This window comes from Pseudomonas fluorescens (assembly GCF_030344995.1).
Taxonomy (GTDB): Bacteria; Pseudomonadota; Gammaproteobacteria; order Pseudomonadales; family Pseudomonadaceae; genus Aquipseudomonas; species Aquipseudomonas fluorescens_BF.
Map to the genome: position 1 here is coordinate 5,239,051 of NZ_CP128260.1, position 20,473 is coordinate 5,259,523.

22 protein-coding genes are annotated in these 20,473 nt (G+C 59.7%); 11 read left to right on the forward strand and 11 right to left on the reverse strand.

What is annotated here, in order from left to right; translation table 11 throughout:
* Window positions 1–17: 17 nt before the first annotated feature.
* The 5 genes from QR290_RS23460 to colR form a co-directional block, all read right to left on the reverse strand.
* Window positions 18–245, reverse strand: coding sequence for a hypothetical protein (locus QR290_RS23460; RefSeq protein ID WP_011335717.1), 228 nt, complete (start codon window positions 243–245; stop codon window positions 18–20).
* A gap of 2 nt (window positions 246–247) precedes the next feature.
* The gene (locus tag QR290_RS23465) at window positions 248–961 is read right to left on the reverse strand and encodes a lipopolysaccharide kinase InaA family protein (RefSeq protein WP_289203721.1); all 714 of its coding nucleotides are present in this window, start codon (window positions 959–961) and stop codon (window positions 248–250) included.
* 4 nt (window positions 962–965) lie between these two features.
* Window positions 966–1,634, reverse strand: a complete 669-nt coding sequence (locus QR290_RS23470; protein ID WP_007953228.1) for a class I SAM-dependent methyltransferase — start codon at window positions 1,632–1,634, stop codon at window positions 966–968.
* Between the two features lie 161 nt (window positions 1,635–1,795).
* Window positions 1,796–3,070, reverse strand: a complete 1,275-nt coding sequence (locus QR290_RS23475; protein WP_115079041.1) for a sensor histidine kinase — start codon at window positions 3,068–3,070, stop codon at window positions 1,796–1,798.
* Complete coding sequence (gene colR / locus QR290_RS23480; RefSeq protein WP_289203722.1) at window positions 3,060–3,743, reverse strand: two-component system response regulator ColR; 684 nt, start codon at window positions 3,741–3,743, stop codon at window positions 3,060–3,062. Before colR ends, QR290_RS23475 begins: the two co-directional genes overlap by 11 nt.
* 203 nt (window positions 3,744–3,946) lie before the next feature.
* On the opposite strand from colR, the gene QR290_RS23485 reads away from it, so the two are divergent.
* Complete coding sequence (locus tag QR290_RS23485) at window positions 3,947–5,896, forward strand: LTA synthase family protein (protein ID WP_289203723.1); 1,950 nt, start codon at window positions 3,947–3,949, stop codon at window positions 5,894–5,896.
* A gap of 51 nt (window positions 5,897–5,947) precedes the next feature.
* Window positions 5,948–6,691 carry a phosphatase PAP2 family protein gene (locus QR290_RS23490; RefSeq protein WP_289203724.1) on the forward strand — a complete coding sequence of 248 codons (744 nt, stop codon included), beginning with the start codon at window positions 5,948–5,950 and terminating at the stop codon, window positions 6,689–6,691.
* A 75-nt stretch (window positions 6,692–6,766) separates the two neighbouring features.
* Here the strand turns inward: QR290_RS23490 and groL are convergent, their stop codons facing one another.
* The 4 genes from groL to QR290_RS23510 form a co-directional block, all read right to left on the reverse strand.
* A complete protein-coding gene (groL, locus tag QR290_RS23495) occupies window positions 6,767–8,413 on the reverse strand; it encodes a chaperonin GroEL (protein WP_007953220.1) in 1,647 nt (548 codons plus the stop codon).
* Window positions 8,414–8,462: 49 nt separating this feature from the next.
* Window positions 8,463–8,756 (reverse strand): co-chaperone GroES, encoded by a 294-nt coding sequence (locus QR290_RS23500; RefSeq protein WP_011335724.1) that lies wholly within the window; start codon window positions 8,754–8,756, stop codon window positions 8,463–8,465.
* Between the two features lie 260 nt (window positions 8,757–9,016).
* Window positions 9,017–9,493, reverse strand: a complete 477-nt coding sequence (locus QR290_RS23505) for an FxsA family protein (RefSeq protein WP_289203725.1) — start codon at window positions 9,491–9,493, stop codon at window positions 9,017–9,019.
* A gap of 65 nt (window positions 9,494–9,558) precedes the next feature.
* Entirely contained in the window at window positions 9,559–10,290 is a 732-nt protein-coding gene (locus tag QR290_RS23510; RefSeq protein ID WP_289203726.1) for a HugZ family protein, read from the reverse strand.
* A gap of 160 nt (window positions 10,291–10,450) precedes the next feature.
* On the opposite strand from QR290_RS23510, the gene QR290_RS23515 reads away from it, so the two are divergent.
* Window positions 10,451–11,209, forward strand: a complete 759-nt coding sequence (locus tag QR290_RS23515; RefSeq protein WP_289203727.1) for an SDR family oxidoreductase — start codon at window positions 10,451–10,453, stop codon at window positions 11,207–11,209.
* Window positions 11,210–11,277: 68 nt separating this feature from the next.
* Here QR290_RS23515 and apbC read toward each other — a convergent pair whose 3' ends face one another.
* Window positions 11,278–12,372: an iron-sulfur cluster carrier protein ApbC gene (gene apbC / locus QR290_RS23520; RefSeq protein WP_115079046.1), complete on the reverse strand. Its 1,095-nt coding sequence runs from the start codon at window positions 12,370–12,372 to the stop codon at window positions 11,278–11,280.
* A 155-nt stretch (window positions 12,373–12,527) separates the two neighbouring features.
* Between apbC and metG the strand changes: the two genes are divergently transcribed.
* The 8 genes from metG (at window position 12,528) to QR290_RS23560 (ending at window position 19,563) form a co-directional block, all read left to right on the forward strand.
* The gene (metG, locus tag QR290_RS23525; RefSeq protein ID WP_085709538.1) at window positions 12,528–14,579 is read left to right on the forward strand and encodes a methionine--tRNA ligase; all 2,052 of its coding nucleotides are present in this window, start codon (window positions 12,528–12,530) and stop codon (window positions 14,577–14,579) included.
* A 131-nt stretch (window positions 14,580–14,710) separates the two neighbouring features.
* A complete protein-coding gene (locus QR290_RS23530; protein WP_115079048.1) occupies window positions 14,711–15,280 on the forward strand; it encodes an electron transport complex protein RnfA in 570 nt (189 codons plus the stop codon).
* The gene (rsxB, locus tag QR290_RS23535) at window positions 15,277–16,491 is read left to right on the forward strand and encodes an electron transport complex subunit RsxB (protein ID WP_289203728.1); all 1,215 of its coding nucleotides are present in this window, start codon (window positions 15,277–15,279) and stop codon (window positions 16,489–16,491) included. The genes QR290_RS23530 and rsxB overlap by 4 nt, the downstream gene beginning before the upstream one ends.
* Window positions 16,478–17,461, forward strand: a complete 984-nt coding sequence (locus QR290_RS23540) for an RnfABCDGE type electron transport complex subunit D (protein WP_289203729.1) — start codon at window positions 16,478–16,480, stop codon at window positions 17,459–17,461. The genes rsxB and QR290_RS23540 overlap by 14 nt, the downstream gene beginning before the upstream one ends.
* Complete coding sequence (locus QR290_RS23545; protein ID WP_115079051.1) at window positions 17,458–18,063, forward strand: RnfABCDGE type electron transport complex subunit G; 606 nt, start codon at window positions 17,458–17,460, stop codon at window positions 18,061–18,063. The genes QR290_RS23540 and QR290_RS23545 overlap by 4 nt, the downstream gene beginning before the upstream one ends.
* Window positions 18,060–18,641 (forward strand): Rnf-Nqr domain containing protein, encoded by a 582-nt coding sequence (locus QR290_RS23550; protein WP_289203730.1) that lies wholly within the window; start codon window positions 18,060–18,062, stop codon window positions 18,639–18,641. Before QR290_RS23545 ends, QR290_RS23550 begins: the two co-directional genes overlap by 4 nt.
* Window positions 18,638–19,276, forward strand: coding sequence for an endonuclease III (gene nth / locus QR290_RS23555; protein ID WP_115079053.1), 639 nt, complete (start codon window positions 18,638–18,640; stop codon window positions 19,274–19,276). Before QR290_RS23550 ends, nth begins: the two co-directional genes overlap by 4 nt.
* 107 nt (window positions 19,277–19,383) lie before the next feature.
* Window positions 19,384–19,563: a PA3496 family putative envelope integrity protein gene (locus tag QR290_RS23560; protein WP_007953204.1), complete on the forward strand. Its 180-nt coding sequence runs from the start codon at window positions 19,384–19,386 to the stop codon at window positions 19,561–19,563.
* Between the two features lie 88 nt (window positions 19,564–19,651).
* Here the strand turns inward: QR290_RS23560 and QR290_RS23565 are convergent, their stop codons facing one another.
* Complete coding sequence (locus QR290_RS23565; RefSeq protein WP_007953203.1) at window positions 19,652–20,278, reverse strand: response regulator transcription factor; 627 nt, start codon at window positions 20,276–20,278, stop codon at window positions 19,652–19,654.
* Window positions 20,279–20,473: the final 195 nt, after the last annotated feature.

The following is a 20,473-nucleotide window of genomic DNA, read 5'->3' on the forward strand; positions in this document are numbered from 1 at the left end:
AAGAGATTTCAATCGATTCAACTCTGCGGCCTCATCCCTTGAGAAAGTCCGAACATGAACAGCAACAGGTCATGATCCGGCTGAGTGGCCACGGCGGCTTTTGCCACCCGTGGCATCGGACAATGGGGATCGCTCGCCGAGGCGCCGATCACCTGCATGCGTGGCTGTTCCCAGGCCGCCACCGCCAATGATGCAACTGCCAAGGCTCCTACCAGAAACAAACCTCGTGCAATTTCTAGTTTCATCGCTATAAACCTTTGATAGCGCTGCCAAACGCCGTCTCATAAAAGTAGACGAGTTTTTTCCAGTCCGTTGCGCTGAACGACGAGTGGCGGCGCAATTGCTTCATGTCATGGGCGGCCGCGCGATAAGCGGTCAGACGCTGACGGCATTTTTCCAGATCGATCAGGGCGACCTCGACCTTGGCCGAATCACCTTCGCCCGTCACCCGCACAAACACGTGCTTGATGTAGATGCAGCTGTGCTGCCAACGGCCCTTGTGCATGCGCGCCAGGTTTTCGGCGAGGTCCTTGAGTACGCGCTCATAGACAGCTTCGCCATACTGCTCGCGACCACCGCCGGCTTCCCAATGCTCAAGCTCCTGAAAGCCATCGAGGGATTTTGTCACCAACAGCGCACGCCATTTGAATGTCGGGTCTGGCTGGGCACCGCAAAACACGATCTCGGGCACCCGGACGCCGAGACGGGAGACGCCGGTCAGCGCATCGAGCTCGCGCAACACGGTCGGCCGTCCGAACGGGTGCAACCAACTGCGATAGATATGGCCTGTCTGACGCTTGGCATACAGCAGTTGACCATCGCGCCCCACCACACGCTGCACACCACTTTCGCCCCCACGGCGCACATTGGGTTCCTCGACCCATTCGCCACGCTGGTTCCAGTAGTAGTCGAAGCGATCCTTGGGAGCGACTTCCGTTTCTGCTGCAAATTGCACTGCCATCCTCTTACCTCTTGCGTAATACGTAGACTCGCCACATGGCATAGAGCGGAATAAAGTCCAGTTGTTCCTGGATCCGGAATCCTGCTTCTTCGAATTCCTTTTCAACTGTTGCGGCCGGTAACACAAACCGGTTCTGGTAACCCTCCTGGCCACGCTTTTGCTCGGCGCGTTTGCGTTTCCAGGCCTTGAAATTGCCATCCACCCACAGCGAAATGATCACGCTGTCCCGGGTGACGCGCTCGAATTCGCGCAGAATCGCCCGGCGGTGCTCGGCTTCGCCGATGTGATGCAGCAGTCGCATGCAGAAAATGCTGTCGACGGCGTTATCAGGCAAGGCAATGTCGAACGCAGACGTGTGCAAGGGTTGTACCCGTTTCACCACATCTGCCGGTTGTGCCTGCATGGCGGTCTTGATCATCGACTCGGAGTTGTCCGCCCCGATGATCACCCGGTTGGGTTTTTCCGCCAGCAATGGCCAGAAACGTCCTGCGCCGCAAGGCAAGTCGAGCACCAGCCCCGGCTCACCCACCAGGGTCAACGCCTTGCGGGCCAACTGCTGATCCCGCCAATTGGACAAACGACGCCCCAGACCATCCTGGTGTTTGCGCAGGTATTTTTGCGCATGGTTGTCGTCGTACTTTTCGGAAAAATCGAGTTTGATCGGGCCGGCCATCACCAGGACTCCTGAATTACTGATGACGCCACCTTAAGCAGCGGCGTGTCAGCGTCAGGTCATCCCTTTGTGAAAAAAACGTCATGTAAATCGGCAAACTATTTCAAGGTTATACAGGAATTAGACAGGTTGGCGGGAGTCCCCCATCAATCGATTGATCCTCACTGCTTGCCCAGAACGACCTCGAAACGGCAGCCATTGGGCTCCATCGTGCTCAACGTGACGCTCCAGCCCTGGTTCTCGCAGATGCGTTGAACCAGTGACAGACCCAACCCCAAACCTTCGCCGCGTTTTTCATTGCCGCGTACAAAAGGCTGGAACATCGCCTCGCGTTTTTCCTCGGGAATGCCTACGCCCGAATCCTCGACCACGAAACCGTTCCCGTTGAGCGTCAGGCGAATGAAACCCTGCTCGGTGTAGTGCAAGGCGTTGCGCAGCAGGTTGCCCATCACCGCATTGAGCAGCGTCGCGTTGTAACAGGTGTCGGGCGGATTGCCCGGCTCGAAAATCAGTTGCAAGCCCTTGGATTCGATGGGCTCGCGCCACAGACAAAGCAAGCTGTCGGCCACTTGCGCGAGGGTCTGCCGGGGGGCGGCGCCTGCGTCTTCGCGTTGGGCACGGGCGAGCATCAGGAAGGTCTGCACCAGCTCACGCATTTCTTCACTGGCACGCGCAATGCGCTGAACCTGAGCCTTGCCGCGCTGATCGATGCCCGGGTTTTCCAGCAGCAGTTCACAGGAGCTGGCCAACACCATCAACGGTGTGCGCAGTTCATGGCTGACGTCGCTGGTGAACAGTCGCTCCCGCGTCAGCGCCTGACGCAGGCGCCCGAGCGTAGCGTCGAATGCCACCGCCAGTTCGCCCACCTCGTCGGCCGCGTAATCCGGCGCCAACGGAGGTGCCAGCCCGAGCAACTGATCGCGATGGCGCACCTGGCGCGCCAGTCGCACCACCGGGGCCATCACCTTGCGCGCGAGCACCCAGCCAAGAAACACCGCCAGCGCCAGACTGAGCACGAAGCCCACCAGCACCACGGCGAACAGCACGCGCTCGCGCTCTTCGAAATCGCTTTGATCCTGCAGCAGCACATAACGACGACCGTCGACCACCTCGACCATCGCGTGATACGACAGCTGCTCGCGAAAGACTTCATGGAAACCTGAATCCAGGTGCCGCAGGTCCTTGGGCAGTTCGAAGTCGCCCGGCCCGCCGCTGAAATAGAACAACTGATCCGGCTCCGGCCGGTGGCTCCAGTCCGAGACGTTGTCCATCAGCAGCAGGCGTTGCAGGTCCCCGCCCAGCCCGGCGGAAATCAGTTTTTCCTCGACCAGGTGCACGGTCGCGACGATGCCCATCGCAAACGCCCCGGCCACCAGCGCGCTCATCAGCGCAAAGGCGATGATGATCCGCTGGGCAAGGCTTTGCTTAAACTCCATCGCGGCCCTCGGCCAGGCGGTAACCCACGCCGTGCACGGTGTGCAGCAATGGTTTGGCAAATGGTTTGTCGATCACCTGACGCAATTGGTGAACATGGCTGCGCAGGCTGTCGCTGTCCGGGCAGTCATCGCCCCACAGCGCCTCTTCGAGAATTTCCCGGCGCAGGACATGCGGGCTCTTTTGCATCAGCACCGCCAGCAGTTTGAGGCCGACCGGGTTGAGCTTGAGCAATTTGCCTTCGCGGGTCACTTCAAGGGTATCGAGGTCGTAACTCAGATCACCGACCTGCAGGGCACGCCGGCCGCCGCCCTGGGTGCGGCGCATCACGGCTTCGACGCGGGCTGCCAGTTCCGACAGCGCGAACGGCTTGACCAGATAATCGTCGGCCCCGGACTTGAAACCCTGCAAACGATCATCGAGCTGATCGCGGGCGGTGAGCATGATCACCGGCGTATCACGACGGGCGTCTTCGCGCAGGCGCTTGCACAGGGTATAGCCGTCGATGCCCGGCAGCATGATGTCGAGCACGATCAGGTCGTAATGCTCGGTGGCGGCCAGATGCAGGCCCGACAGACCGTCCTGGGCGCAATCGACGATATAGCCTTTGAGCCCCAGGTAATCGGCCAGATTGGCCAGGATATCGCGGTTGTCTTCGACCAATAGAATTCGCATGGGCACCTCCTCCGTACACGGTAGCGGCCGTCTTGGCCCGCGCAGCTTACGACCATCGCCGACTCAGGGCTAGGGCGGCAAGCCCCACAAATCGAGTCTTTCAACCAAATTCATTCCTTAACAAGTTTTTCACTATCGGTTCACAACCTGACTACAGTGACAACGCGAGACTCTCGCGCCATTAGATATAAGGAATGTAGACAATGGACTTCTTCAAGACGGCGCCGATGCGCTTTCTACTGCTGGTCACCGGCGCCTGGCTGGTGGTGTTTCTTCTGACTCGAACCGTGCTGTTGCTGACTCATTTGGATGAGGCCGGCGGCGTGGCATTTTCCATGTTCGGCATCGGCCTGCTGTATGACCTGGGCTTTCTCGCCTATGCGGCGCTGCCGATGGGCCTGTATTTGCTGCTGTGCCCGCCGGCCCTGTGGCGCCGGCGCGGTCATCGCTGGTTCCTTCAGGGACTGCTGACGGTCAGTCTGTTCGCCATGCTGTTCACCTCCGTGGCCGAATGGCTGTTCTGGGACGAGTTCGGCGTGCGTTTCAACTTCATCGCCGTCGACTATCTGGTGTATTCCGATGAAGTCCTGAACAACGTGCTGGAGTCCTACCCGATCGGCACGTTGCTGAGCATCCTTGCGCTGCTCGCCGTGGCGCTGAGTTTCGCGTTGCGCAAACCTTTCAACGCTGCGCTTGACGCCCCGCTGCCACCACTGCGCGGTCGCCTGCTCAATGCGCTCGGTCTGTTGGTCGTGGCGGGGCTGAGCCTGCAACTGCTCAGCCAGGACGCACCGCGCGCCCAGGGCGGCAACGCCTATCAGAATGAACTGGCGAGCAATGGCCCGTATCAGTTCTTCGCCGCGTTCCGTAACAACGAACTGGACTATGGCCAGTTCTACAGCAGTCTGTCGCCGGAAAAAGTCGCCGGCCAGATTCGTGCGGAATTGAGCGAACCCAACGCGCGCTTCATCGGCCAGGATCCACAGGACATCCGCCGGGTGATCGACAACCCGGGCACTGTGCGCAAACCGAACATCGTGCTGGTCACCATCGAAAGCCTCAGTGCCAAGTACCTGGGCAGCAATGGCGATGAGCGCAACCTGACACCGAATCTGGATGCCTTGCGCAAGCAGAGTCTGTATTTCAACAATTTCTACGCCACCGGCACCCGCACCGATCGGGGTCTGGAAGCCATTACCCTGGCCATTCCGCCGACGCCGGGCCGTTCGATCGTCAAGCGCATCGGCCGCGAAAGCGGCTTCGCCAGCCTCGGCCAGCAACTCGGCGCCGTGGGCTACGACAGCGTGTTCGTCTACGGCGGACGCGGTTATTTCGACAACATGAACGCATTCTTCAGCGGCAACGGCTATCGCGTCGTCGATCAGAGCAGCGTCGATGAATCGGAGATTCACTTCAAGAATGCCTGGGGCATGGCCGACGAGGATCTGTATAGGCAGACCCTGAAACTGGCCGATGCCGACTACGCCAGACAGCAGCCTTTCCTGCTGCAACTGATGACCACGTCCAACCACCGCCCTTATACCTATCCGGACAACCGGATCGACATCAAGTCCGGCAACGGTCGCGACGGTGCGGTGAAATACACCGACTACGCCATCGGCCAGTTCCTGGAGCAGGCGCGGCAGAAACCGTGGTTCGACAACACGATCTTCATCTTCGTCGCCGACCACACCGCCGGTAGCGCGGGCAAGGAAGACCTGCCGATCAGCAACTACCAGATCCCGCTGTTCATCTATGCACCGAAGTTGATCGAGCCACGGGAAAACGCGCAACTGGCCAGCCAGATCGACCTCGCGCCAACCCTGCTGGGGTTGCTGAACCTGGATTACCAATCGACGTTCTTCGGTCGCAACCTGCTGCGGGACAACCCGCTGCCACCGAGAGTCGTGGTCGGCAACTATCAACATCTGGGGCTGTTCGACGGCAAGGATCTGGCGATCCTCAGCCCGCGCCAGGGCCTGCGCCGGCATGACGATGCGCTGACCGAAAGCCGCGAGTCCCGGGCCGGCAGCGACGACCCGCTGATCAGCCGCGCCATCACCTATTACCAAACCGCCAGTTATGGCTTCAAGCAACAGCTGCTTGGCTGGAAGGCGCCCAAGGAGGGTGCCGAGCAAATCAGCGAACGTTAATCGAAGCGCCCCGGGCTGATGCCCCGGGGCGTTTCCCGCTCTGGATATGTCATGTCATCAAACGTTGTACGCCCTGCCCCTCGCCCGCTGAATTTCTGGTTGTGCCTGGGCATTCCCGCCGTGGCGGCCGTCATTCTGGTTTTGTTGGAGCTGACCGATCTGGACATGGATCTGGCCCGGCTTTTCTATGACCCGGCTGCCGGTGACTTCATCGGCCGTCACAGTTACTTCCTGGAAAACATCCTCCACGACCGCGCCAAACAAGTGGTGATCGCCTTTTCGGTGTTTGCCATCCTCGGGTTCATCGGCGCGTTTTTCATCGAGCGGCTCAAACCGTTCAAGCGTGAGCTGGGCTGTCTGGTGTTGTCGCTGGGTCTGGCCACCTCGTTTGTCACGCCAGTGAAAGCCGTGACGGCGGTGCAATGCCCCTGGAGCCTCGAACAGTTCGGCGGTCACGAAACCTATAGCAAGCTGCTGGATCATCGCCCGCCTACCGACAAACCTGGTCGTTGCTGGCCGGGTGGTCATGCGGCCACCGGTTTCACCTTGTTTGCGCTGTTCTTCGTGCTGCGTGACCGTCGCCCACGGCTGGCCCGTCAGGCGTTCATCTTTGCCTTTGCGCTGGGTACGGTGTTCTCGATCAGCCGGATGATGCAGGGCGCGCACTTCTTCTCCCACAACGTGTGGACGGCGATCTTCTGCTGGCTGATCTGTCTGGGTTCGTATTACTGGGTTCTGTATCGCCCGGCAACCAAGAACCAGGCCACATCGCTGGCACAACCCGCCAACGCCTGAACCCTGCAACGCGGGCAATAAAAAAACCCGTCTGCTCTCGCAGACGGGTTTTTTCGTTACCGGGGTAAGGCTGGCTTACATCATGCCGCCCATGCCACCCATGCCGCCCATGTCTGGCATACCGCCGCCAGCTGCACCTTCTTTCTTCGGTGCATCAGCAACAGCAGCTTCGGTGGTCAGGATCAGACCGCCGATGGAGGCTGCAGCTTGCAGAGCCGAACGGGTGACCTTGGTTGGGTCCAGGATGCCCATTTCGATCATGTCGCCGTATTCGCCGGTAGCAGCGTTGTAGCCGAAGCTGCCTTCGCCGTTCTTGACCTTGTCGACAACCACGCTTGGCTCGTCGCCGGAGTTGGCAACGATCTGACGCAGCGGCGCTTCAACAGCGCGACGCAGTACAGCGATACCGACGTTCTGGTCAGCGTTGTCGCCTTTCAGTTCGGTCAGTGCTTCCAGAGCGCGGATCAGCGCAACGCCACCGCCAGGTACCACGCCTTCTTCAACGGCTGCGCGGGTTGCGTGCAGGGCGTCTTCAACGCGGGCTTTCTTCTCTTTCATTTCAACTTCGGAACCGGCACCAACCTTGATCACTGCAACGCCGCCGGACAGCTTGGCCAGACGCTCTTGCAGTTTTTCACGGTCGTAGTCCGAGGAAGTTTCGGCAACCTGGGCACGGATCTGAGCGATACGGGCTTCGATGTCGCCTTGAACGCCAGCACCGTCAACGATGATGGTGTTTTCCTTGGACAGGGTCACGCGCTTGGCGCTACCCAGGTGTTCCAGGGTGGTGCTTTCCAGGCTCAGGCCGATCTCTTCGGAGATAACGGTACCACCGGTCAGAACGGCGATGTCCTGCAGCATGGCCTTGCGACGGTCGCCGAAGCCTGGAGCCTTGACGGCTGCGACTTTAACGATGCCACGCATGTTGTTCACGACCAGAGTCGCCAGGGCTTCACCTTCAACGTCTTCGGCAACGATCAGCAGTGGACGGCCGGCTTTGGCAACGGCTTCCAGTACTGGCAGCATTTCGCGGATGTTCGAGATCTTTTTGTCGACCAGCAGGATCAGCGCGCCTTCCAGCTCGGCAACCATGGTGTCCGGCTTGTTGACGAAGTACGGGGACAGGTAGCCACGGTCGAACTGCATGCCTTCTACAACCGACAGTTCGTTTTCCAGGCCCGAGCCTTCTTCAACGGTGATCACGCCTTCTTTACCGACTTTTTCCATGGCTTCGGCAATGATGTCGCCGATGGAGTTGTCGGAGTTGGCGGAGATGGTGCCTACCTGAGCGATAGCCTTGGTGTCAGCGCATGGCTTGGACAGGGCTTTCAGTTCTTTGACGATCGCGATGGTCGCTTTGTCGATACCGCGCTTCAGGTCCATCGGGTTCATGCCGGCAGCGACGGCTTTCAGGCCTTCGTTGACGATCGACTGAGCCAGAACGGTAGCGGTGGTAGTACCGTCACCAGCGTCATCGTTGGCACGGGAGGCAACGTCTTTGACCAGCTGCGCGCCCATGTTTTCGAAACGGTCTTCGAGTTCGATTTCCTTGGCGACGGAAACGCCGTCCTTGGTGATGGTCGGAGCGCCGAAGCTCTTCTCGAGGATCACGTTACGGCCTTTCGGGCCCAGGGTCGCTTTTACCGCGTCAGCCAGGACGTTTACGCCAACCAGCATTTTCTTGCGGGCGGAATCGCCGAATTTAACTTCTTTAGCAGCCATGATCGATATTCCTTAAATACTTTGTAGTAGCGGGAAAATGAGCGGGTAATCAGCCTTCGATAACAGCGAGGATTTCGTTCTCGCTCATTACCAGCAGGTCTTCGCCGTCGACTTTCACGGTGTTGCTGCCGGAGTACGGACCGAACACAACCTTGTCGCCCACTTTCACGGACAGTGCGCGCACTTCACCGCTTTCCAGTGCCTTGCCCGGGCCTACAGCCAGAATCTCACCGTGGTTGGCTTTTTCAGCAGCCGAACCTGGCAGGACGATACCGCCAGCGGTTTTCTTTTCTTCTTCGCTGCGACGGATGACGACGCGGTCATGCAGAGGACGAAGCTTCATTGTCGATCTCTCCTAATTGTGGTTTTCATCGGCCGGTGTAGTCCCGGCGGGTTTAACGAATCCGGCCTGCGCCGGTTGCGGCTCGTCGAGCGAACCGCGGAAGTCTGTCCGACTCAAAATGTCGGAAACCTTTCGGTGACCGATACATAAGGGCGCATAAGCTTATTACAAGGGCGGGGGTCAAAAAATTTTCACGCAGGCTGCATGAGTTCTCCCCGCAAACGAACACGGCACCCGAAGGTGCCGTGTCGATGCAGAAGTTACTTGGTGTCGCGGTGTTCGAATTCGCCTTCGAACACATCGCCTTCGCGGCCAAGAGGCTGGCGCGGTGCAGGACCGCCGCGAGGTTGCAGGTCGTCGGCGAACGCTCGCTGGCGCATGGCCTGCTCTTCGGCGCGCTGGCGCATTTTGTTGGCGACCAGTCGACGACTGAACGGCAACAGCAGCACCAGACCGACCACATCGCTGATGAAGCCCGGCAGGATCAGCAGACCACCGGCCAGGGCCAGCATCAGGCCTTCGAGCATGGTTTGCGCAGGCAGTTCGCCGCGGTTCAGGCTTTCACGGGCGCGCAGTGCGGTGGCCAGTCCGGCGATACGCAGCACGAACACGCCGAACATCGAGCCGAGAATGATCAGCAGCAGGGCCGGGAAAAATCCGATCGATCCTGCCACTTTGACGAATACGAACAGCTCCAACACCGGGAACAGCAGAAAGAGCAACAAAAAAGGGCGCATCAAAGTTTCCTCAACGCAAGAAATGCCTTGCAGTAAGCCTTAGATGACGTCGCCCTTTCGTGAATTCAAGCGTCGGCCACCGCATTTTTTGGCCAGACCTCGGCGTGAGCCAGAGAAACCAAGGCTTCGCGCACTTGTATCGGCGTATGACAAGGCGCTTGAAACGGCAGCCAGTACAGCGCCTGACCAATGCGCAGGTGCATGCCTTCGGTATCGATCCCGGCCATTTGTGCCGGTACGGTTTTCGGCAGACCGGCAAGGTCGACGTAATGGGCAATGGCCTTGGCGTGGTCGCTGTTCATGTGCTCGACCATGCTGATTTCGGCCTTGCCGGCGAACGGGTTGGCCAGGGTCAGGTGATCGACCCAATGGATCGCGCCGAAGCCGCCGATGTAGCGATGGCGCACGGGTTTGAGCACCCAGAAATCGAAATCGTGAGCCTTGTGGTAATTCTGCGAATCGGGGAAATAGCGGTAGTAACGCTCGGCGGCGGCTTCGATGGCGGCAGCGTCTTCGAGTTTTTCAGCTTCGGCGAGATAGGTCAGGCGACCAACGGCTTGCACGTCGTCGGCCTCACGCTCACCCACCAGCATCGAACATTTCGGATCTTTCTGCAGGTTGTGGGTGTGCTGGGCAATGCGGCTGATCAGGATCAGCGGCCGGCCCTGCTCGTCCAGGCAGTAGGGAACCACGGAGCCGAACGGAAAACCGGGCATCGATCTGGAGTGGGTCGACAGCACGCCACGGTATTCCTTGAGAAGCAATTCTCGGGCATTCTTAGCCGCTTCAACGCTCAATTTATGACTCCTTAAATAGAATCCGTCGAAAAAACGGACAGGCGCACGGGATTTGTTCCACGCGCCATCGGGCAGTTCTCATGTGCAACAGGCTCCCGGCCGATGCAGATCGAGAGGCTACCTATAAGGACCACTCTGACCTGCTCTCGGGGGCATGCGAATGCAACTCAACGACAAAGTAATCATTATCACTGGCGGTTGCCAAGGCTTGGGCCGCTCGATGGCCGAGTATTTCGCAGGCAAGGGCGCGAAGCTGGCGCTGGTCGACCTGAACCAGGAAAAACTCGATGACGCCGTCGCGGCCTGCAAGGCCAAGGGTGTCGAGGCCCGCAGCTACCTGTGCAACGTCGCCAACGAAGAGCAAGTGACGCACATGGTTGCCCAGGTCGCCGAAGACTTCGGCGCGATTCACGGCCTGATCAACAACGCCGGGATCCTGCGCGACGGTCTGCTGCTCAAGGTCAAGGACAGCGAGATGACCAAGATGAGCCTGGCCCAGTGGCAGGCGGTGATCGACGTCAACCTGACCGGCGTGTTCCTCTGCACCCGTGAAGTGGCAGCGAAAATGGTCGAGCTGAAAAACAGCGGCGCGATCATCAACATCTCGTCGATCTCCCGCGCGGGCAACGTTGGCCAGACCAACTACTCCGCCGCCAAGGCCGGCGTCGCTGCGGCGACCGTGACCTGGGCCAAGGAACTGGCGCGCTACGGCATCCGCGTGGCGGGCATTGCACCGGGCTTCATCGAAACCGAGATGACTCTGGGCATGAAGCCGGAAGCGCTGGAGAAAATGACTTCGGGCATTCCGCTCAAGCGCATGGGCAAGCCGGAAGAGATCGCCCATTCGGCGGCATACATCTTCGAGAACGACTACTACACCGGCCGGATTCTGGAAATGGATGGCGGGTTGCGCATCTGACCTCTGTCGCGCAATGAAAAACGCCCCGGTGCACAGGCACCGGGGCGTTTTTGTTTAAACCAGAGGCATCAATCGTCGCTGATGGTGATGTTCGGCATCGCCGGCGAGGCCGCTTCCTGCAACACGATCCGCGCGCCGACGTGGCGGGCCAGCTCCTGATAGACCATGGCGATCTGGCTGTCCGGCTCGGAAATCACCGTCGGTTTGCCGCCGTCGGCCTGTTCGCGGATCAGCATCGACAGCGGCAACGAGGCCAGCAGCTCGACGCCGAACTGGGTCGCCAGCTTCTCGCCACCGCCCTCACCGAACAGATGCTCGGCATGTCCGCAGTTCGAGCAGATGTGCACGGCCATGTTTTCCACCACGCCCAGCACCGGAATGTTGACCTTGCGGAACATCTCCACGCCTTTGCGCGCATCGAGCAACGCCAGATCCTGCGGGGTGGTGACGATCACGGCGCCGGCCACCGGGACTTTCTGCGCCAGGGTCAGCTGGATGTCGCCAGTGCCTGGCGGCATGTCGATCACCAGATAATCCAGGTCGCCCCACGCAGTTTGCGTGACCAGTTGCAGCAGCGCGCCGGAGACCATCGGCCCGCGCCAGACCATCGGCGTGTTGTCGTCGGTCAGGAATGCCATCGACATCACTTCCACGCCATGGGCCTGAAGCGGCACGAACCACTTCTGATCCTTGACCTGCGGACGTGTGCCCTCGGCAATGCCGAACATGATGCCTTGGCTCGGGCCATAGATATCGGCGTCAAGAATCCCGACCTTCGCGCCTTCACGGGCCAGCGCCAATGCCAGGTTGGCGGCGGTGGTGGACTTGCCCACACCGCCCTTGCCGGAGGCCACGGCGACCACGTTCTTGACGTTGGCCAGCCCCGGAATCTGCGCCTGGGCCTTGTGCGCGGCGATCACGCTGTTGACTTCGACCTTGGCCGTCACCACGCCGTTGAGGTTTTCGATGGCCAGTTGCAGCAATTGCGCCCAGCCGCTCTTGAACAGACCGGCGGCATAGCCGATTTCCAGCTGCACGCTGACGCGATCGCCGGTGATTTCGATGTTGCGCACGCAACCGGCGCTGACCGGATCCTGGTTCAGATAAGGGTCGGTGTATTGGCTGAGGACGGCTTCCACCGCTGCGCGAGTGACGGCGCTCATGGGCAACTCCGATAACAAGACTGGGAAAAGATGGCGGGTATCCTACCCCTTCTGTCCTCCGGACGGCATGTCCGGCAACGATTTGCAGAGGTGAAATATCTTTCCCGGCGCTTTATAGTGGCCGACCTCCGTTTCATCAAGTAGCGAAGCCCCACATGTCCGAACCACGCAAGATTCTCGTCACCAGCGCCCTGCCCTACGCCAACGGTTCGATCCACCTTGGCCATATGCTGGAATACATCCAGACCGATATGTGGGTGCGCTTCCAGAAGCATCGTGGCAATCAGTGCATTTATGTCTGCGCCGACGACGCCCACGGTTCGGCGATCATGCTGCGTGCGGAAAAGGAAGGCATCACCCCGGAACAACTGATCGCCAACGTCCAGGCTGAACACAGCGCCGACTTTGCCGAGTTCCTGGTGGACTTCGACAACTTCCACTCCACTCACGCCGAAGAAAACCGTGAGCTGTCGAGCCAGATCTACCTGAAGCTGCGTGACGCCGGGCACATCGCCCAACGTTCGATCACCCAGTATTTCGACCCGGAAAAGAAAATGTTCCTGGCCGACCGTTTCATCAAGGGCACCTGCCCGAAATGCGGCACTGAAGACCAGTATGGCGACAACTGCGAAAAATGCGGTGCGACCTACGCGCCGACCGACCTGAAGGATCCGAAGTCGGCAATCTCCGGCGCCACCCCGGTGCTCAAGGATTCCCAGCACTTCTTCTTCAAGCTGCCGGACTTCCAGGAAATGCTGCAGGCCTGGACCCGCAGCGGCACCCTGCAGGACGCCGTGGCCAACAAGATCGCCGAATGGCTGGACGCCGGCCTGCAACAGTGGGACATCTCCCGCGATGCGCCGTACTTCGGCTTCGAGATCCCGGGCGAGCCGGGCAAGTACTTCTACGTGTGGCTGGACGCGCCGATCGGTTACATGGCCAGCTTCAAGAACCTCTGCAACCGTACGCCGGAGCTGGACTTCGACGCGTTCTGGGGCAAGGACTCCACCGCCGAGCTGTACCACTTCATCGGCAAGGACATCGTCAACTTCCACGCCCTGTTCTGGCCGGCAATGCTCGAAGGCGCGGGTTTCCGCAAGCCGACCGGGATCAACGTGCACGGCTACCTGACCGTCAACGGTCAGAAGATGTCCAAATCCCGCGGCACCTTCATCAAGGCCCGGACCTACCTCGATCACCTGTCCCCGGAATACCTGCGCTACTACTACGCGGCCAAACTGGGCCGTGGCGTGGACGACCTCGACCTGAACCTCGAAGACTTCGTGCAGAAGGTCAACTCCGACCTGGTCGGCAAAGTCGTCAACATCGCCAGCCGTTGCGCCGGTTTCATCCAGAAGGGCAACGCCGGCCTGCTGGTGGACAACAACGCCGCACCGGAACTGACCGAAGCGTTCCTGGCCGCCGCGCCGAGCATCGCCGACGCCTATGAAGCCCGCGACTTCGCCCGTGCCATGCGCGAAACCATGGCGTTGGCCGACCGCGCCAACGCATGGATCGCCGACAAGGCGCCATGGTCGCTGAACAAGCAGGAAGGCAAGCAGGATGAAGTCCAGGCGGTCTGCGCCACGGCGATCAACCTGTTCCGCCAGCTGGTGATCTTCCTCAAACCGGTACTGCCAGTGCTGGCCGCCGATGCCGAGGCGTTCCTCAACGTCGCCCCGCTGACCTGGAATGACCACACCACCCTGCTGGCCAACCACCAGTTGAACGAATTCAAGCCGTTGATGACCCGCATCGACCCGGTAAAAGTGCAAGCCATGACCGACGCCTCGAAAGAAGACCTGACCGCCAGCCAGACCGACACCGGCGCCGCCGCGCCTGCCGGCAATGGCGAACTGGCCAAGGATCCGCTGTCGCCGGAAATCGACTTCGACACCTTCGCTGCCGTCGACCTGCGCGTGGCGCTGATCGTCAAGGCCGAACACGTCGAAGGCGCGGACAAGCTGTTGCGTCTGACCCTCGACATCGGTGACGAGCAACGCAACGTGTTCTCGGGGATCAAGAGCGCTTACCCGGATCCGTCGAAACTCGACGGTCGCCTGACCATGATGATCGCCAACCTCAAGCCACGGAAAATGAAGTTCGGCATCTCCGAAGGCATGGTGATGGCGGCCGGCCCTGGCGGTGAAGAAATCTACCTGCTGAGCCCGGACAGCGGCGCCAAGCCGGGTCAACGCATCAAGTAAGGTTCTGCCCTGACAGATCCCACAGGCGTGCTCCGTGCGCCTGTGGGATTTTTCATATCTGGCCCGCCCTCCACGGCTGCCGGATAATGCCTAACCTTAAGTGACACACGCCCGTTGCCACCGGCAGAACCATGACCGAACTCGTGCTTACGCTCTTCAGTGCTGCGCTGATCAACAACTTCGTGTTGCACTGGCCGCTGGGCGTCGATCCGCTGCTGGGCAGTGAGCGGCGACAAGTGCATGCGCTGGGGCTGGCAACCTTGTGTCTGATGCTGATTGTCGGCGTGGCGGGTTATGCGATCTGGCATTGGCTGCTGGTGCCGTTGCAGCTGGAATTCCTGCGGCTGTTTGTGTTTCTGCCGTTGAGCGTGCTGCTGATCGCGCCGTTGTTGAAACTGCTCGCGCATTGGCGACCCACGCTGCCATTCGATGGCTTGTGGCCGTTGCTGCTGGGCAATTCCGGCGTACTGGGCCTGACGCTGGTCAACGCGCAAACGGACAAAGGCCTGTTTCATGCGATTGCACTGAGCCTTGGCGCCGGACTGGGTTTCTGGCTGGTGTTGAGCCTGTTCAGCGATTTGCGCGAGCGCACGGCCGACAACGATATTCCCCTGCCCTTTCGTGGCCTGCCGATCCTGTTGATCGGCGCCGGACTGATGGCCGTGGCTTTTCTCGGATTCAGTGGACTGATCAAAACATGAGTCTGATTCAACGCATCGATGCCTTGCTGCCGCAGACCCAATGCGGCAAGTGCGGCCATCCCGGATGCAAACCCTACGCTGAAGGCATCGCCGACGGCGAGCCGATCAACAAGTGCCCGCCGGGTGGCGACGAAACCATCGCGGCGCTGGCCGAACTGTTGAAAATCCCGGTGCTCGAGCTGGACATCAGCCGTGGTCCGGCACCGCCGCAGGTAGCCTACATCCGCGAGGCCGAATGCATCGGCTGCACCAAGTGCATTCAGGCCTGCCCGATCGACGCCATTGTTGGCGCGGCGAAGTTGATGCACACCGTCATCATCGATGAATGCACCGGTTGCGATCTGTGCGTGGCACCCTGCCCGGTCGACTGCATCGAGATGCACCCGCTGCCGCCGGGCACGCTGCCGGTTGTCGGTGGACTGGCCGCCAGCATTGAAGAACAACAGGCCCGTGCGGCCAAACGCGATCACGCCCGGCAGCGCTTCGAACGGCGCAATGCTCGCCTGCAACGCGAAGAACAGCAGAAGCAGGCCGAACGTGAGGCTCGGGCACAGCGCGCGGCCCAGGTCGAAGTCGCCGCCACCACGCTTGATCCGGTGCAGGCGGCGCTGGAACGGGTGCGCGCACAAAAAGCCGCGACCGCCGATGCTGCGCTGAAAAAAGCCAAGATCGACGTGGCCATGAGCCGGGCGCAGTTGAACAAGTCGCTCAAGGCATTCGGTCATCCGCCGACCTTCGATCAGCAATCTCAGCTGATCGTCCTGCAGCAGCAATTCGAAGCGGCCGAACAGGCACTGTCGAAGCTGGAAAGCAGCGCGGCACCTGCACCGGCCGTCGCCGCCCCGGCAAAGGACGCCGATCTGAAACGGGCGAAGATCCAGTTGGCGATGCGCCGCGCCGAGCTGAAAAAAGCGCAAACCGCAGAGGCCCCGCCAGCCGAGATCGCCGCGCTGGAGCAAGCGCTGCGTGATGCCGAACAGGCGCTGCACAACGCCGAAGCCGCCAGCGATCAACCGGCGCCGGAGCTTATGCGTGTCGAGAAACGTCCGATCGACGACAAGCTTCGCCAGTTGAAAACCGAACTGGCCTACGCTCGCGCCGATCTGAACAAGCTTCAACGGCGCGACGGCACGCCCGCCGACATCCTCGAAAAGGCCCGCGCCCGCCTGCAGGAAGCAGAGCGGCAGGTACAAGCCCATGTCATCCATTGAAACCAGAGACGAGCGCCTGCAACAGGCAATGAAGCTGGTTTTGCTGGCGACATTGCCGGGATTGCTGGCGTTGTTCTGGTTTTATGGTTGGGGCGTGTTGATCAACCTGATCCTGTCCGTCGTCACGGCTCTGGGCGTCGAAGCCGGGGTGACACATCTGCGTCGGCAGCCTCTGCAGGCCACCTTGACCGATGGTAGTGCGGTGGTCAGCGCCACACTGATGGCGATTGCCCTGCCGCCTTATTGCCCTTGGTGGCTGACGGTCACGGCAATCGCCTCGGGCCTGCTGCTGGGCAAACATCTGTACGGTGGCGTTGGCCGAAATCCGTTCAATCCGGCCATGCTCGGCTTTGCCTTGGCGATGGTGATGTTCCCGCAACCGATGACCCATTGGCCGGGTCATGGCATGGATCTGGCGGAGGCTTTTAGCCAGGTGTTCAATCTTGGCGCGCAGCCGGACGCCTGGGTTCAGGCCACTGCGCTGGACAGTCTGCGCATCAACAAGAGCCTGACCATGGACGAACTGTTTGCCGGCAATCCTGCATTCGGTCGCTTTGGCGGCCACGGCGTCGAATGGGTGAACCTGGCGTTCCTCGCCGGTGGGTTGTTCTTGTTGCAGCGCAGGGTGTTCGGCTGGCACGCGCCGGTCGGCATGCTCGCCAGCTTGTTCGTGATCAGCCTGTTGTGCTGGAACGGTTCGGGATCGGACTCCCACGGCTCGCCACTGTTTCACCTGCTGAGCGGCGCGACCATGCTGGGGGCGTTCTTCATCGTCACCGAACCGGTGTCGGGGGCTAAAAGCCCGCTCGCCCGTCTGCTGTTCGGCATCGGCGTGGGACTGCTGACTTACGTGATTCGCACCTGGGGTGGTTACCCCGACGGCGTGGCGTTTGCGGTGCTGTTGATGAACCTGTGCGTGCCGACTCTGGAGCGTTTCGCGGTGGCCCGTCAGGCGCAGGTGGCGCCATGAACCGTACGAACAGCATGATCACACTGGCGTTGATTACCGCGCTGGGCATCGGCGTGACGTGGCTGGTGCAACGCAGCAACGCACCGCAGATTGCCGCCGAACAACGTCTGCTTGAGAGTCGTAAATTGCTGGACGTGCTGCCGGTCGACGCTTACGACAATCAGCCGCTCGAACAACCTCTGACGCTGACCGACATCAACCTGAGCCATAGTCACCTGCTGGGCGGTTATCGGGCGACCAAAGGCAGCCAGTCCGTGGCGATCCTGCTGCGCAGCCAGACCCAAGGTTATGCCGGCAATATCGAGTTGCTGATTGCCATCGACGCCAACGGCCGATTGCTCGGTGTGAAAACCCTCGAGCAAAACGAAACACCTTCGCTGGGTGGGCATCTCGGCGACTGGCCAAATGGCTGGCTTCAGACCTTTAGCGGAAAATCGAGCAACCAACCGACGGACTCCGGGTGGGCGCTGAAAAAGGATCAGGGAGAATTCGACCAGATCGCGGGGGCAACCATTACGTCTCGCGCGGCCATCAACGCCATCCACGATGCCCTGCGTTACTTCGATGAACACCGGACGACCCTGCTTGGGAGCGCGCCATGAATACGTCAGCGACACTGTCGAACTCGATGATGCTGGTGCTGTTGATTGGCACCACCGACTCTGTGGCGGGCGCGCTGGCGACTCTGTTGATGTTTGCGGTTGTCTTGGGCGTTTACGGTTTGTGCATGGCACCGCTGCGCTCGCGCCTGAGCAGTGAGAGCCTGTTGCCAGTCAGCCTGGTACTGGCCGCGACCCTGGCGGGCTGCGCTGATATTGTTCTGCAACGCGGTGCAATGCAGTGGCATCAACTGATAAGTCTTTATGCGGGGCTGATCGGCTTGCAATGCGTCGTGCTGGAGCACAATGGATTTTTTCGCCAGCCTGTCCGTAATCGACTGAAACTTTACGGCCTGTTTGCCGTACTGATGATTGTGCTCGCGGTGTTGCGTGAGCTGATCGGTCAAGGCAGCATCGGCCATCATTTGTCGGAACACTGGCAAGGTTTGATTCTGTTCAGCGATGGCCTGCATTTCGCGACGCTGGTTCCCGGCGCCTTCATATTGCTTGGATTATTACTGGCCGCCCGTCAGGCCTGGACTCGCCCTGCCGCTCAACCCGAGGAAACGCATCACCCATGAATGCCGCAAAACGTCTGGAGATCTTCCGCAGGCTTCACGAGGACAACCCCGAGCCCAAGACCGAACTGGCCTATTCCTCGCCTTTCGAACTGTTGATCGCGGTGATTCTGTCCGCGCAATCGACGGACGTCGGGGTGAACAAGGCGACGGCCAAGCTGTTCCCGGTGGCGAACACGCCGGCGGCCATTCACGCCTTGGGCGTCGAAGGCTTGTCCGAATACATCAAGACCATCGGCCTCTATAACAGCAAGGCCAAAAACGTGATCGAGACCTGTCGCATGCTGGTCGAGTTGCATAATGGCGAAGTCCCGCAGACGCGCGAAGCACTGGAGGCCTTGCCCGGGGTTGGCCGCAAGACCGCCAATGTCGTACTCAATACCGCGTTCCGCCAGCTGACCATGGCCGTGGACACCCATATTTTCCGGGTCAGTAACCGCACCGGCATTGCACCGGGGAAAAACGTGGTCGAAGTCGAAAAGAAGCTGATGAAGTTTGTGCCAAAGGAATACCTGCTCGACTCGCACCACTGGCTCATTCTTCACGGGCGCTACGTGTGCCTGGCACGCAAACCCCGTTGTGGCAGCTGTCGGATCGAAGATTTGTGCGACTACAAGCACAAAACTTCTGACGATTGAGCGGCTATTGGTTTTATTGATTTATCGATTGAAAAAATCTTTTTTACCATCTGCTGGAATATCGATATAAGGAGCGCCAAAGGCAGTCTTAGCCTGGAGTTGACCTTATGAGCACCAGCAAAGAGCAATTGGAAGCGGATGACGACTTTATCGCCACGGAGGCCGATGACGCTGAACCTGTGGTGGAAGTCGCCAAGACCAACTTGAGCAAACGCCGAACCATCGACAACCTGCTTGAGGAGCGCCGACTGCAGAAGCAATTGGCCGATTACGATTTTGATCTCTGACATTTGAAAGCCTCCCGAAACGGAGGCTTTTCTCTTTCTGCCGCACGCTGATTCCGATCCGCCCATGATCCGTCAGCCACTGAAACCCTCAGACCAGGCCGTTTCGCTGTGCCAGTTCGATCAGATCCACCAGCGATCGCGCGTTGAGCTTTAAAAGCAACCGGGTCTTGTAGGTACTCACGGTCTTGTTGCTGAGAAACATCCCGTCGGCAATTTCCTTGTTGGTCTTGCCGCGCGCCAGTTGCTGCAACACCATCATTTCGCGCCCGGACAGGCGGTCTACCATATCGGCCTCGCTGGCATTACCCAGACTGGTCCTTACGGTATGCAACGCCTGATTCGGAAAATAGCTGTACCCGGACAATACCGCCTTGATTGCACTCAGCAACTCCGTCAGATCCTGTTGCTTGCAAACATAACCCGCCGCCCCCGATTGCATGCAGCGCATTGAAAAGTGTCCCGGTGACTGGGACGTCAGCACCAGCACTTTCAATGGCATCGCACTTGTCGTAAGACGCGCAATGACTTCCAGTCCATCCAGTTTCGGAATGCCGATATCCAGAATGACGATATCCGGCATCTGGTCACGCGCAAGTTGTAACGCATCCACGCCATTATCGGTTTCTGCAATGACTTCGTAGCCATGACGTTCCATCAGCATACGTACCGCAAGACGAATGACGGGGTGATCATCCACGATCAGCACTTTATTCATGGGCAAGTCCAGTTTCGCTGTTCGAATTTTTAGAACCGGCACAATAACGTAGTCATTTCACCCATGGCATGTATAAGTTCCTCTACATTAGCACCGAGAGACGCCTCCTACAGGCAATAAAGATTATTCCTACAGAAAAGACTCACTTACAGAAAATCATAAATTTGCATCAGGAATTCCGTCCCCCTTCACGGT

Excerpts from the sequence above, each read along its gene's own strand:
- QR290_RS23550 (WP_289203730.1), top strand. The coding sequence starts at position 18,060 with ATGAATACGTCAGCGACACTGTCGAACTCGATGATGCTGGTGCTGTTG.
- QR290_RS23490 (WP_289203724.1), top strand. The coding sequence starts at position 5,948 with ATGTCATCAAACGTTGTACGCCCTGCCCCTCGCCCGCTGAATTTCTGG.
- QR290_RS23470 (WP_007953228.1), bottom strand. The coding sequence starts at position 1,634 with ATGGCCGGCCCGATCAAACTCGATTTTTCCGAAAAGTACGACGACAAC.
- QR290_RS23545 (WP_115079051.1), top strand. The coding sequence starts at position 17,458 with ATGAACCGTACGAACAGCATGATCACACTGGCGTTGATTACCGCGCTG.
- apbC (WP_115079046.1), bottom strand. The coding sequence starts at position 12,372 with ATGAGCGCCGTCACTCGCGCAGCGGTGGAAGCCGTCCTCAGCCAATAC.
- QR290_RS23485 (WP_289203723.1), top strand. The coding sequence starts at position 3,947 with ATGGACTTCTTCAAGACGGCGCCGATGCGCTTTCTACTGCTGGTCACC.
- QR290_RS23460 (WP_011335717.1), bottom strand. The coding sequence starts at position 245 with ATGAAACTAGAAATTGCACGAGGTTTGTTTCTGGTAGGAGCCTTGGCA.
- QR290_RS23465 (WP_289203721.1), bottom strand. The coding sequence starts at position 961 with ATGGCAGTGCAATTTGCAGCAGAAACGGAAGTCGCTCCCAAGGATCGC.
- colR (WP_289203722.1), bottom strand. The coding sequence starts at position 3,743 with ATGCGAATTCTATTGGTCGAAGACAACCGCGATATCCTGGCCAATCTG.
- QR290_RS23565 (WP_007953203.1), bottom strand. The coding sequence starts at position 20,278 with ATGAATAAAGTGCTGATCGTGGATGATCACCCCGTCATTCGTCTTGCG.
- QR290_RS23515 (WP_289203727.1), top strand. The coding sequence starts at position 10,451 with ATGCAACTCAACGACAAAGTAATCATTATCACTGGCGGTTGCCAAGGC.
- nth (WP_115079053.1), top strand. The coding sequence starts at position 18,638 with ATGAATGCCGCAAAACGTCTGGAGATCTTCCGCAGGCTTCACGAGGAC.
- QR290_RS23500 (WP_011335724.1), bottom strand. The coding sequence starts at position 8,756 with ATGAAGCTTCGTCCTCTGCATGACCGCGTCGTCATCCGTCGCAGCGAA.
- QR290_RS23560 (WP_007953204.1), top strand. The coding sequence starts at position 19,384 with ATGAGCACCAGCAAAGAGCAATTGGAAGCGGATGACGACTTTATCGCC.
- QR290_RS23540 (WP_289203729.1), top strand. The coding sequence starts at position 16,478 with ATGTCATCCATTGAAACCAGAGACGAGCGCCTGCAACAGGCAATGAAG.
- QR290_RS23475 (WP_115079041.1), bottom strand. The coding sequence starts at position 3,070 with ATGGAGTTTAAGCAAAGCCTTGCCCAGCGGATCATCATCGCCTTTGCG.
- QR290_RS23505 (WP_289203725.1), bottom strand. The coding sequence starts at position 9,493 with ATGCGCCCTTTTTTGTTGCTCTTTCTGCTGTTCCCGGTGTTGGAGCTG.
- metG (WP_085709538.1), top strand. The coding sequence starts at position 12,528 with ATGTCCGAACCACGCAAGATTCTCGTCACCAGCGCCCTGCCCTACGCC.
- rsxB (WP_289203728.1), top strand. The coding sequence starts at position 15,277 with ATGAGTCTGATTCAACGCATCGATGCCTTGCTGCCGCAGACCCAATGC.
- groL (WP_007953220.1), bottom strand. The coding sequence starts at position 8,413 with ATGGCTGCTAAAGAAGTTAAATTCGGCGATTCCGCCCGCAAGAAAATG.
- QR290_RS23530 (WP_115079048.1), top strand. The coding sequence starts at position 14,711 with ATGACCGAACTCGTGCTTACGCTCTTCAGTGCTGCGCTGATCAACAAC.